The sequence below is a fragment of the Sphaerisporangium viridialbum genome (assembly GCF_049674955.1).
Lineage (GTDB): Bacteria > Actinomycetota > Actinomycetes > Streptosporangiales > Streptosporangiaceae > Sphaerisporangium > Sphaerisporangium viridialbum.
On sequence record NZ_CP187232.1, the window covers coordinates 5,409,637 to 5,422,236 of the forward strand.

Here is a 12,600-nt window from a genome sequence, read left to right on the forward strand (position 1 = left end):
GCCCGGCGGGATCGCGATGTTGAGCGGGTTTACCGGCTGCCTGTGGTGACCGTGTTCTCAGAAGCGGCCGTCAGGAAGTTCTGGATGCGACTCAATGCCTCTCCCAGTACGCCGGGGGCGGCGACGTAGGAGATCCGGATGTGGTGAGGGGCGCCGAAGTCGGCGCCGGGCACGACCGCTACCCGAGCGGTCCGCAGGAGCTGATCCGCGAAGGTGGCGGCGCTGCTGATCGTCTCGCCGTGCGCGTCCAGCCCGTACGTGCCGGTCACGTCGGCAAAGGCGAAGAACGCCCCCTTGGGCTCGACGGCGAGTCGCAACCCCGGGAGTTCGGACAGGCCTTCACAGAGCAGTCGCCGGCGCTCGTCCAGCGCGGACCTCCGCCACCGGAGCTCTGCCACAGGCTCGTCGTGCAGCACCGCGAGCGCGGCATGCTGGGAGATCGACGACGCGGCTGAGGTCGTGTGCCCCTGCAGCGCGGCCATCGCGGAGACCACGGGTTCGGGTCCGGCGGCGAACCCCACCCGCCATCCCGTCATCGCGAAGGTCTTCGACAGGCCACCGACCGTGACGGTCCGGGCCCGGACATCGTGGCCGAGCGAAGCGACGCTGGTGAACCGTGCGTCCTCGTAGACCAGATCCCCGTAGATCTCGTCGCTGACGATGGTGAGGCCGGCGCGTAGGGCCACCTCGGCCAGTGCCTCCAACTCCGCTCGCTCGTACACCACGCCCGTTGGATTCGACGGGCTGTTGACGAGCAGCACCCTGGTGCGCGGCGTGATCCGCTCGGCGACCGCCTGTGGCATCATCTTGAAGCCGGTGTCAGGCCCGGTCGGGATGATCACGGGAGTGCCGCCGGCGAGCGTGACCATGTGAGGGAAGCTGACCCAGTGGGGCGCCTGGATGAGGACTTCGTCGCCCGGGTCGAGAAGTGTCATGAACGCGTTCGCGAGGGCCTGCTTGGCGCCGTTGGTGATGACGACTTCCTCGCCGAGGTAGGGAGCATTCCACGCCTGGGTCAGCCGTGCGGCGACGGCCTGGCGGAGCGGCGAGATACCGGCTACGGCCGTATATCTGGTGAAACCACTCGTTATCGCGTTGATGCCGCCCTCGCATGCCTGGTCCGGCGTCGGGAAGTCGACCTCACCACTGGTGAGATTGATGACGTCGACCCCGTCCTCGGCGAGCTGCTTGGCATGCGCATCCAGCGCCGCTGTGCTTGATGGCGGCAACCGCGCCGCGCGACGACTGAGCATGGTGTCCCCCTACTTGGCCTTGACGTCGAACCGCACGGCGGCCGGTGCGCCCGACCCTCGGCTGACCTGGACGTTAACCACCCAGACCCCTGACATGCCGAGCACGAGCCTGGACTCGTACGCGTCGCCGTTGCGGGTGGCCGACTGTTCCCCGCCGTGCATGTTCATGCTCGGCATGTCGTAGTTGACCTTCACAGCGGCGTCCTGGACGAGGGCACCCGCGGAGTCCTTGATGGTGACCTGTGCGGTGGTGGCCGTCCCTCCCTGGGCGGGGCACGGACTCGTGGTGAACTGCACCGTGAGACCGGCGCTCTGCTTCTGGGCCAGGCACGCGGCGGGTGACGTGGTGTCGTCAGCCCTGCTCTGTGCGCAGCCCGCCACGGTCGCGGCCAGGACGATCGTGGCCGCCACAGCGTGAAGTGAGCGCCTGCTCATCGGTTCCCTCCTCGTCCATCGGCGCGGTGCTATCCGCAGCATGAGCTCTTGGCGACGGGGGCGGATTCGGCGTCCTTGGCGGCGTCCTCGGCGGGCTTGGGTCCGCAGCAGGAGCTCTTCGCGGCCGGGGCGGCCTTGGTCTCGGCGGCGGGCTTGGGGCCACAGCACGAACTCTTCGCCTCCGCCTTGGCGGTGGGCAGCGGCTCGCTCTGGGCGGCGGACCAGAACAGCTGACCGAGGCTCTGTTCGGTGACAGACATGGGGTTACTTCCTTCCAGCGGGTTGTACGACGGTTTCTCCGGTTTGGACTTTGCACAGCTCGGCGAGCCTGCTGTCACCCGTGAGAAGCTCCACGGGTCTGCCGGACTCGACGATCCGGCCCTCTTCGACGACGAACACGCGGTCGAGGTCTTCGACGAGAGAGAGCCAGTGCGCGACGACCACGGCGGTGCGGCCTTCCAGCAGCCGCCGGATCGCCGCGAGCACGATTCGCTGACGGGCCGGGTCGACGCTGGACACGGCCTCGTCGAGGATGATCACTCTCGGGTCGGCCAGCATGGCTCGTGCGAGGGCGATGAGCTGCCGCTCCCCGACGGAGAGCCGTGCTCCGCGCTCCCCAACCTTGGTCTGGTAGCCGTCACCGAGCTCGTTGATCACCTCATCGGCGCCGACCGCACGAGCGGCCTCGATGACCTGGTCGTCCGTCGCGTCCGGGCGGCCGAACCTGATGTTCTCCGCCACGGTCCCCTCGAAGAGCTGGGCCTCCTGGGTGACCAGCAGGACCTGGGTACGTACGGACGACTTGGTCGCCTGTGACAGGTCGTGGCCATCGATGCGTATCGCGCCTGAGGTCGGCGTGTAGAACCTGACCAGGAGTTGCATGAGCGTGCTCTTGCCCGCGCCGCTGGCGCCGACGACTCCGATGTGCTCCCCGGCGCGAGCCTCCAGCGACACGTCGTGCAGAACCTCGGTCCCATCGCCGTAGGCGAAGCTCACATGGTCGATCTCCAGGTGGCCCTGGACCTCGGGCAGCGGCTCGCCGGTGTCCTCCTCTTCTGGCAGGTCGAGCACTTCGAGGATGCGCTGTGCCGACACGGCCATATCGGAGGCCTGGCCCAGCTGGTTCGCGACGTCCCTCACCGGGTTGAGCATCCGCTTGGAGAACAGCGCGAACGCGGCCAGCGTGCCGGCGGCCAGCGCCGCGCCCTGGGCCATGCCCATCGAGGCCATCATCGTGTTGGTGCCCAGCAGCATCCAGGTCATGGGCATCATGCCGGCGGCCATGTCGAAGAAGAAGCCCGACCCGAGCTGATGGCCGTTGATGATCTGGAGTCCGCCGAAGAAGATCAGCAGTGCCAGGGCGATGTGGACGGTGAAGCCGAGGTACGACGTGAGCCACAGCCGCTTCGTCGACAGCCTGTTGTGGATGACGGTGTACTCGGCGGACCGCCGCTCCAGGTCGGCCATGACGCTGTCTTCCTGGCCGAAGGCGCGGACGTCGGCGAGCCCGTCGATGCGCTGGTTCAGGTAGCCGACCATGCTGTCCCACCCCTCGCGCTGGCGCCGGGTGTCGGACTTGAGATACCGGGTCCAGCGCAGGGCGACGAACACCATGATCGGGATGACGACGAGCGTCGGCAGGGCCACGCCGGGACTGAGCGCGAGCAGGAACACCGCGAAGGCGATGAACCAGACGATGCTCTGCACGAGCTCCATGCCGGTCTTGGTGAGGAATCCGCGGAACCGCTCGGCCTCGAACAGGACCCGGGTGACCCAGGTCCCGCTGGCCTGGGAGACATGACGCGACAGCTGGACGTTGTGCAGCCGCGCGACGAGGTCGTTCCGGAGGGTCACGGTGATCCGCTCGTTGACGCGGATCATCGCGATGTTGTAGGTGATGCGGATGATGTTGTCCAGCACGGCGAGGACGATCAGGTTGATCGCCGTTCCGGCGACGGCCCGCATGTTGCCGGTGACGATGTGACCCACACCGATCATGACGGTGTACATCTGCGCGATCGTCAGAACGGAGCTGAGGATGGTGACCAGGGTCGCCACCGCGAGCCAGCCCACGTGGGGGCGCAGGTAGGGGAGGAACCGCCGGACCGCCCGGCGTAGCGTCTGGTTGACCTCGCCCGGCTCAAGGACCGTCTCAACCGAAGCCGACTCAGCCATTGCCCTGGCCCCCTTCCGGCATGCCCGCGGGCGCGAGCGGCCGTACGGCCGGATCGGCGTCACCGGCCGTCTCTTCCGGCGGCAGGGTCTCCGGAGCCACGAGCAGGCCGTTTTTGAGCGCGATGACGCGGTCGACGTATCGGGCGACCGCGAGCTGCTGGGTCGCGATGATGAGGGTTCTGCCTCGCTGGACCCGCACGATGGTGTCGAGCAGTTCCGCCTCGGTCTCGGCGTCGAGGTTCGCGGTGGGGTTGTCCAGGAACAGGACCGCCGGGTCGACGAGCAGCACTCGCGCGAGGCCGACGCGCTGTCGCTCCCCCGCGGAGAGGTCCACGGCGTTGGCGGCCAGCTCGCGTGAGAGGGGGAACTCCCCCAGGCCTGCCGCGGTCGCCGCTTCGGCGACCTCTTCGGCGGTGGCGTCGGGCCGGGCGAAGCGGATGTTGTCCTCGAGCGTTCCCTCGAAGATCCACTGCCGTTGCGGCAGGCACACCACCTGCCGCCGGACCGACTCCAGGTCGTACTCCCGGATGTCGGTGCCGTCGTAGGTGACGACTCCCGAATGGGCGTCGCGCAGGCGGGCGAGGGCGTGCAGCAGGGTCGTCTTGCCGCCACCGGTGGGTCCAACCAGGGCGATCGCCTCACCGGCCTTCACGACCAGGCTCACGTCGTTGACGACCGGCCGTTCACCGATCTGGACGACGAGGTTGGTGGCGGACAGCGCCCCGGTGGGAGCCGGCATGGGACGGGTGCCGGGTCGTAGCGTCAGCACGGAGGGCGCGTCGACGATCCGCAGCAGTCGCTGAGCGATCACCACCGAGCGAAAGATCCCGTTCGCGTGCATGGTCACCATGTGCATGCTCATCTGGACCATCATGATCAGTGCGGTCAGGGCCACCAGGCTGCCCACGGTGAGCTGGCCATCGACCACCGCGCTACCGCCCAGCCACAGGGCGATCGGCGTCGGCAGGGCGCCGACGACGTTGAGCGCCGCCTCCCACCGGCTGTAGGTGGTCTTCATGCTGCCCCTGCGGGCGGAGAGCTCTTCGTTGATCTTGTGGAGCCGGTCGGAGGCGGCGTCCTCGCGGCCGAACGACTTCACCACGCCGATGTTCGACAGGGACTCCCCGACACCGGACAGCAGGTTCGTGAACTGGCCCTTGACGTCGACGAACACCTTCTGAAGGCGTCCCTGCACGGTCAGGTTGCCGAGAATCACGATCACCAGCGGAAGCGAGGCCACGATCGTGGTGCGAACGTCGATGAACAGCGCCACCACGTACATCACCGAGGTGACCAGGAGCTGGTTGAACAGCTCCAGCAGTCCGCCGTTCGTCAGCCCGCGGACGAAGACCGCGTCGGAGACCAGGCGGGTCAGCGCCCGGCCTCCGGACGCCTCCGCCGTGTCGGCGGGACCCAGCTGGAGGAGCTTACGGAACAGATCGTGGCGCAGATCGTTGACGGCCCTGCTGGCGACGTTGAAGCGAAGCTGCTTGCCGAGGTGGAGCAGGGCCGCGGAGGCCGCGCCGACGGCGAGGACACCAAGAGCGATCATGAGCAGCAGGCCGGGGTCACCACCGAGGACACCGGTGTCGATCGCCACACGGATGATCAGGGGTACGGCGATGCTGCTCAGCAGCCCGGCCAGCATGGTGGCCGTGGCCAGGATCATCGCACCGCGGTAGCGAAGCGGATATCCGTAGATGAAACGGAGCGCGTGAAGTGACTCTTTCACTTCCCTCTTCCTTCCGGCCTACCCCTGACGTGCGGCACGGTCGCGCCCATCAGGACGCGGACCGCGCCTGGTTACCCGTACTGGCCCTGGCTAGTCGCAGCAGGCACACGCGCAGCTGCATTCGGCGCCGTCTTCGGCGGCGTCCTCGATACCGCTGGTCTCGCAGCAGCCCGAGCCGATCATGTCTTCCGCCATGACACCCTCCTCGCTGATTTGGTAATTCCAAGATTATCGAATCAGATCGGCTGACCTCAGTCAAGAGGTCGTGCGGACGCGGTCACGCCCTGAAGTCTCAGCAGCAGGAGGTGTGCGGTTTCGCTACCTCGTCCTCGGCGTTCTCCAGCGGTTCCACGCGGAGGTCCAGCCGCTCCATGATCCGTTCATAGTCGCGGGAGACCTCTTCCTGGCTGCCACCCACCACGACGACGCGGCCGAACGCCCCGCCCCGTGGGTGGTTGATCGCCAGGACGGCCTCTCCCGGCCGCACGTCGATCTCGACCAGAGGCGCCACCGGCGACTCCAGTCCGGTGACGTCATGGAGCGCCTGCTCCCGGTACCACAGCCTCCCTTCCTCCTCGAAGACGACGCTGCGATACAGGCCGATCGCGGCACTCGGCTCGTCCGGCTCCATCTGGCGGCCGAGAGCGGCCTCCACCGCCACCAGCGTCGGCTCGTACCCGGTGGTCGCCGCGATCAGCGCGACACCCTGCCCTCCGGCCACCCGCGGGTTGATCTCGACGATCCTGGGTCCGGACTCGGTGAGGATGAACTGCAGCAACGCCACCCAGTCGTCCAGGCCGACGGCGGCCAGAGTCAGCTTCGTCAGCTCGTCGAGCCGCGAGAGCTCGCTCTGGTCCAGGACACTGGGGAACCACCCTCCCAGCTTGACGAACTTCGGCGGCGGGCCGACCTCGCCGTCGAACACGAACAGGACCTTCGTCTCACCGGCCGTGCGGCTGGCGAACACGCCGATCTCACGGCCGATCAGGTACTCCTCGACCAGCGCGCTGTCACGGCCGCCGTCGATGATGTCCGCGACGGCCTGGGAGACCTCGTCGGTGGTGGCACAGTGCATCAGTCCCGCGGCGCTTGATGCGTCCCTGGGCTTGACGATGACGGGCAGGCCGATCTCCTTCGCGGCCGTGATCCCCTGCTCGGGGCTGTAGACGATCAGGTGCCGCGTGACCGCGATGCCGGCCTCGGCCAGCCGGATGTGCGTGGCCGCCTTGTCGTTACAGTTCCGGGCGGCTTCGGCCGTGATGCCGGTGGTCAGTCCCAGCCGCTCGCGGAGCACGCCTGCCAGCGGGACGAGGCGGTCGACCTGGGTGACCACCGCGTCGAACGGCCGGATCGCGTGCACCCGCCGGACCTGGTCCACCACCGCGTCCCAGTCGTCGAAGTCGACCTCGATCGGGATATCCGCCGCCGCCATGAGCTCGAACGGCATGGACTCGTCGGCGAACCCCACCTCGTAGCCGGTCCGTTCCTTGAGCATCCTGACGGTGCGCTGTCCGCCCAGGACGAGCACGCGCGTCCGCTCCGCCCTCTCGTGCGATACCGCGTTGTCTGACACGTGTAGGTCACCATCCTCATGTGGGCACCACGTGCCCTATGTGCTGGTCTGGTCGACGCGCAGCCGCAGTGCGTCGGCGACACGCTGGTACGCGGGCGCCAACTCGGCCTCCGAGTCGGCATAGATCACGATCCGGCCGTACACTCCGCCGTCGAGATGATCGACGGGAAGCACCTCATCCCCCGGCTCGACGTCCATCGAGACGACGGGAGACGCAGTGGCGTCATCGGCCTCCGCGAGCGCCCGGGCGTCGTACCCGACGGCGCCGGCCACGTCGAAGGTCACGCAGCGGTACCTCGCATAGCCGGCCACCGGCGCCCGCCGGGTCACGGGCCGGCCGAGTACCACCTCGACCGCGGCCCGCACCATGTCCACGCCGGAGACGGCTTCGGTGACCGCGCACAGCAGTCCACCGGGCGGGCGTGCGCTGACATTGATCACGATTGGGCCCGATAGGCCGAACCGGACCTGCGTGTGCGCGATGCCGCTGTCGAAACCGAGCACCCGCAGGGCCTCTCCCACGAACCGGCCCAAGGCCTCTTCGCCCTGATCGCCCAGCCCGCTTGGGAAGTCGTAACCGGTCTCGACCGGTCGCGCCCCGGTCGCCGAGTGCTGCGCGAGTATGCCGATCACCTCGGTGACTCCGGCGCTCGTGACCGTCTGCACGGCGTACTCCGGGCCGTCGACGAACTCCTCGACCAGCAGGTTCGGGTTCGCCTCCCCGTGCAACGCGGTCACCGCTCCCGCGACCTCACCTGGGGCCCGGCACAGCAGGGTGCCGCGGCCTCCGGCGGCGGTGATCTTCTTCACCAGGACGGGGTATCCCAGCCGCCGTGCTGCGGCTTCAGCCTCGTCCGGGTCCCCGACGACGGCGTACGCCGGCCCGGCGATGCCGCCTCCTTCGAGGGTCAGCCGCATCCGGAGCTTGTTGTCGCAGTTCAGTGCCGCCGGCAACGCGAGTCCTGCCACCTCGAGGCGAGCGGCGAGATAGCTGGCCAGGGGAAGGTAGGGATCGTAGACGCTGAGCACCGCGTCGAGAGGCCGCGCGTCGTGGAGCCACCGGACCGCCGCCTCGGTTCCCGGCCAGTCGTCGAGGTCGAGGTCCATCGGCACGTCCACGGCACAGGCGAGGTCGATCGGCGTGGGATCCCCGAGGAGGACCGTACGGACGTCCATCGCCGCCATCACGTCCACGACCCTGCGTCCCGATACGCACACGACGCTCGGCCGGCCGTCACTGATCGGTTCGGGCATCAGCAGCACCTGCTCACTACTTCGAGCCCGTCCGGCGAACCCTGGCCGCGGACCTCCAGCACCCGGCACCACGCGTGCAGCAGCGCGTCGTGACGCCGGTCCGCCGCCTTCACCACCAGGAACAGCGGTGTGCCCACGGTGCCGTACCGGCGTTTGATCGGCGCATTGCCCCGGCCGAGGTTGAGCACGCGGGTGTCGGACGTGATCGCGGCTTCGATGGTGTGCGCCAGCATCGAGTGGTAGGGCTCGAACGAGGAGTAACGCGCGGTCTGGAGCCCGGCGATCCACAACGACCACTCCGAACCGAACTGCCATCCGGCGAACATGGCCAGGACCTCACCCGTCTCGTCGGCGGCGACAATGGTCCTCTCGTAAGCCCGGAGATGCCGGCGAAGGGCACGGAGATAGCCTTCGGGGAACACGTCGACCGGCGTGCCATGCTCCTGGAGCAGGGCATGCGTGAGCCGCACCATCGTGTCGGCGTCCGGTGGGCTCTCGGCGATGACCAGGCCCTCCGCGCGCTGACGCTGCTCACGCCACAGCTTGCGCCGGCGGCGGCCCGGCAACGTGTTCCAGTACTCCCCCGGGGTCGAGAAGGTCGTGTCGAGCTGGTAGGCCGTGGTCATGTGCGCCGCCGCGTATCCCTGGCCCAGCAGCCATCCGGCCAGGCCGTCGGCGGGGGCGTTCGCGATTCCCCAGGCCCACGCGTCCAGTGCGGACGCGGCACGTTCGAGACCGGCGACCAGCGCCCGCGCGGCGTTCCGATGGCCAGGTAGCGCCAGGGGCCCGCCGCGCAGTCCCGCGAGGCTGTGCGCGAGCAGGACAGGGCCGGTCCCCCGCAGGGCGGCGGGTGCTCCGAGGGACAGCGCGTAGTCCAGGCGCGGGCACTCGTGCACCAGGTAGGCCGGGCATACGCCCACCAGCTCATCGCCCGAGTACGCCAGCAGATGCGCGGGTTCGAACACCCCCGGGGGCGCCTCCTCGAAGGCGGCGAGCCATTCCCAGGCGTGGAAGACGGCACCGTCACCGCGGCGCACCACGTCGTTCCAGAGATCCCGGTCGATCTCGGCTACCCCGCGGGCCAGCTCCACGCGATATTCGTCGGCCGGTTCGCCGAGTACCCTGGGGCCCATCAGTGTGGTCGTACGACTTGTCATGGTCACCTCAGCAGCACGACTTGAATTCACGGCTGTCCGATCCCGACCAGCTGAGGTCATCAAGGCGGTTCACCTGGAGCCCGAGCGCCTCCCGGATCCGGTGGACCCCGTCGGCGACCTCTCCCGACGAGTGTCCGAAGACGACGATCCGGCCGTACACCCCGCCTTCCGGATGGTCCATCGGCAGCACGGGCTCGCCCGGCGAGACCTCGATCTCGACGATCGGCGGCGGTGTGCCCCGGAAACCGGAGACGTCGATTCCCGTCCGGTACGTCACGAACCCCGGCTCGTCGAAGACGACGCTGCTGTACAGGGCGTGGGTGGCCCGCGGCTGCTCGACGGTGACCGGCAGCCCGAGCGCGAGCTGCGAGACCGCCCTGGTCATGTCGACCCCGGACACCGCTGTGGTCATCTCCACCAGCCGGCCGCCCGGACGTCGCGCGTTGACCTCGACGATGCGGAATCCAGCCGGGCCCAGGCGCACCTGGGTGTGGCTGATCCAGTCGGTGACCCCGAGTGCCGCCAGTGCTGACGTGACGACTTCGGTCAGCGCCGTACGGTCGCTGTCGCCGAGGCCGCTTGGATGCTCGTAACCGATCTCTACGAAGATCGGCGGCTCGGTCATGTGCTGCCGGAAGACGCTCAGCACGCGCGTCCGCCCATTCTGCGTCAGAGTCTGCACGGCGTACTCGGGCCCGTCCATGTACTCCTCGATCAGCACGCCTACCTGCGTTCCCGGCCCGGGATCCTCCAGGATGGCGTCCGCCGCCCGCCGGACCTCGTCCAGGGTGAGACAGCGCCGCACGCCGAAGGCACCGGCCCCGTCCCTCGGCTTGACCACCACTGGCAGCCCGACCTCGGAGGCGACCCGGACCGCGCCGTCCACATCGCCGGCGAGCCCGAATCCTGGTACGGGAAGTCCTGCCTCGCGTAGCCGGTTCCTGGTGCGCCACTTGTCACGGCAGTTCCACGCCGCTTCCACGGTCAGCCCTCTCGGGTCGGGCAGCAGTTGCCCGGAGAGGTGAGCCATCAACGGGATCCGGGGCTCCACATGTGTCAGGACGGCGGCAGGTGGAGCCCCGTCGAGTCGGTCCCTGATCACTTTGGACACGAGGTCCCAGTCGTCGACGTCCACGTCGATGGGCACATCGGCCCAGGGCATGCAGTGCAGCGGCACGCGCCGGTCCAGGTGGAGGATCCGGTAGCCGAGCTCGCGCAGCAGGGCGAACTCCCGTTCGGCACGGCCGCCGATGAGGACGACGGTGTCCGCCGGGGTCTTGCCGTCGCCTGTCATCGGCGCTCCGTTCCTTGACGATGGTGCGGACGGCGGCTAGCAGCAGGTGTTCGCCTTCTTGGCGGGCGCGGCCGCGGCGGTCTGAGCGGGACGCTGGAGCGCGTCGAGCTTCAGGACTTCCACGATGCCGGCGACCTGGCCGATCTCCTCGTTGCCCAGGCCTATCTGCTTGGCCGCCGCGAGGAACGAACGCACCGTCTCCTCCCGGCCGAGCAACAAGGCGGCGGCCAGCGCCACCGCGGCTCGGGCCTTGGGGTCCAGGGCTCCGCCGTCGAAGACCGAGTTGAAGAAGCTCTGGTAGCTGGCGGAGAAGTCGGCGTGGCTGTCCCGCACCTCGGGGGCGAGCTGGATGAGCTGGGTGGAAATGTTCGGCGCTGCGGTCGCCATCGTTCCTCCTTATGCGATGTGGGCGTTGTGTTGTGAGCCCGGATGGCCCAGGTTCTTCTGGTGGCCGGTCTCCCGCGTGGCATCGGTGGCCAGGCGGGCGACGGTGACCAGCAGCAGGCGACCTGCCATGCGCAGAGCGCTCGGCTCGATGCGGTCAGGGGTGTCCAGCGGGGAGTGGTAATGGGCCGCTCCCAGGCCGAGCCCGACCGCGGGCAGTCCGGCCGACGCGTACTGCCGGTTGTCGGACGCCACCGGTCCGGCGGCCAGCGGGATCCCCAGCATGCGTCCCGCCTGGTCCAGGACGTCCCTGATCGTGCCCGTCTCCGGCCCGAGGTCGGCGGCCACCGCGCCGTTGAACTTCCCCGCCATGTCCAGGTTGACGACATCGGGCCTATAGCCGGCGGCGACGAGGCTCATCGCGTGGTGCCGGGAACCTCGGGCACCGACCTCTTCCGCGTCGAGCGCGGCGAAGACGATGGGACGTGCGGCCCCGAAACGCTGGGCGACCAGCGTCCGGGCGGCCTCCAGCAGCACGGCCGTCCCGCTGGCGTTGTCACCCGCGCAGGGAAAGTGCCGCTCGGGATCGGCGCCGACACCGTCGTAGTGTGCGGTGACCAGGACCGGCCGGTTGGAAAGAGCCGGCTCGCTGCCTGGCAGGACGACGATGACGTTGGTTCCCGTCACGGCTCCGCGCCGCAGGGGGACGAGCGCCCTCAGCGTGCTTCCGTCCATTTCTGCCAGGTGGTCGGACCGGACGGCGATGACAGGCAGCTCCACCGGCGCGTCACCGATCACCCGCTTGGTCAGGAAACCGGACGCGTCGGGTGTCTGCGGCGTCAGCAGGCCGAGCCCACCGGCGGCGTGCAGCGAGGCGGCGAGCCTGGCGAAGGCGTCGCCCTGGGGAACACGGTCGATACTGGTCCAGGTCCCGGTCCGGGGGGTTCCGTCCCACCGTACGACCGGACCCTCCACGGCGGCGTACATGGGAGCCGAGCGAGGGTGTTCGGCGTAGTCGCGCCGGTGTTCGAGCGAGCCCGGCAGCCGCGGGCCTTTGACGGTGAACACGGGCGGAGAGTCCAGTCCGAACACCCCGGCCACCGGGAACGTCTGCCGGCTCGGCTCCAGTCCGAGAGCGCGCAGCTCGGTGAGGACCAGCTCGGTGGCCAGGTCGTGGCCCGGCGTACCGACCCCACGGCCGGAAAGCGTCTCCGCGCAGAGCGCCCGCAGGACCGCCATCGCCCGTGACTCGTCGAACGCGTCGGCCAGTGCCCTGAGCCGTTCGTCCATCTCGGGCTGGGCGGTCTTGGACATGAGGTTCGGGCCTTCCTCGCGCTGTCGTG

At 69.0% G+C, this 12,600-nt stretch carries 11 protein-coding genes; all 11 read right to left on the reverse strand.

Annotation, left to right across the window (positions count from 1 at the left end; translation table 11 throughout):
- Positions 1-29 precede the first annotated feature (29 nt).
- Positions 30-1,253, reverse strand: coding sequence for a pyridoxal phosphate-dependent aminotransferase (locus ACOZ38_RS24165; protein WP_424533448.1), 1,224 nt, complete (start codon positions 1,251-1,253; stop codon positions 30-32).
- Between the two features lie 9 nt (positions 1,254-1,262).
- On the reverse strand, positions 1,263-1,688 hold the full coding sequence (locus ACOZ38_RS24170) for a FixH family protein (protein WP_424533449.1): 426 nt from the start codon (positions 1,686-1,688) through the stop codon (positions 1,263-1,265).
- Positions 1,689-1,717: 29 nt separating this feature from the next.
- A complete protein-coding gene (locus tag ACOZ38_RS24175) occupies positions 1,718-1,948 on the reverse strand; it encodes a hypothetical protein (protein WP_405150426.1) in 231 nt (76 codons plus the stop codon).
- 4 nt (positions 1,949-1,952) lie between these two features.
- The gene (locus tag ACOZ38_RS24180) at positions 1,953-3,863 is read right to left on the reverse strand and encodes an ABC transporter ATP-binding protein (protein ID WP_424533450.1); all 1,911 of its coding nucleotides are present in this window, start codon (positions 3,861-3,863) and stop codon (positions 1,953-1,955) included.
- Positions 3,856-5,595, reverse strand: coding sequence for an ABC transporter ATP-binding protein (locus ACOZ38_RS24185; protein ID WP_424533451.1), 1,740 nt, complete (start codon positions 5,593-5,595; stop codon positions 3,856-3,858). Before ACOZ38_RS24185 ends, ACOZ38_RS24180 begins: the two co-directional genes overlap by 8 nt.
- A 292-nt stretch (positions 5,596-5,887) precedes the next feature.
- On the reverse strand, positions 5,888-7,168 hold the full coding sequence (locus ACOZ38_RS24190; protein ID WP_424533452.1) for an ATP-grasp domain-containing protein: 1,281 nt from the start codon (positions 7,166-7,168) through the stop codon (positions 5,888-5,890).
- A gap of 36 nt (positions 7,169-7,204) precedes the next feature.
- Entirely contained in the window at positions 7,205-8,422 is a 1,218-nt protein-coding gene (locus ACOZ38_RS24195; protein ID WP_424533453.1) for an ATP-grasp domain-containing protein, read from the reverse strand.
- Positions 8,422-9,555 (reverse strand): GNAT family N-acetyltransferase, encoded by a 1,134-nt coding sequence (locus ACOZ38_RS24200; RefSeq protein WP_424533454.1) that lies wholly within the window; start codon positions 9,553-9,555, stop codon positions 8,422-8,424. The genes ACOZ38_RS24195 and ACOZ38_RS24200 overlap by 1 nt, the downstream gene beginning before the upstream one ends.
- A gap of 31 nt (positions 9,556-9,586) precedes the next feature.
- A complete protein-coding gene (locus ACOZ38_RS24205) occupies positions 9,587-10,873 on the reverse strand; it encodes an ATP-grasp domain-containing protein (protein WP_424533455.1) in 1,287 nt (428 codons plus the stop codon).
- A gap of 36 nt (positions 10,874-10,909) precedes the next feature.
- The gene (locus tag ACOZ38_RS24210; protein WP_405150439.1) at positions 10,910-11,260 is read right to left on the reverse strand and encodes a carboxymuconolactone decarboxylase family protein; all 351 of its coding nucleotides are present in this window, start codon (positions 11,258-11,260) and stop codon (positions 10,910-10,912) included.
- Between the two features lie 9 nt (positions 11,261-11,269).
- Positions 11,270-12,571, reverse strand: a complete 1,302-nt coding sequence (locus tag ACOZ38_RS24215; RefSeq protein ID WP_424533456.1) for a M28 family metallopeptidase — start codon at positions 12,569-12,571, stop codon at positions 11,270-11,272.
- Positions 12,572-12,600 lie beyond the last annotated feature (29 nt).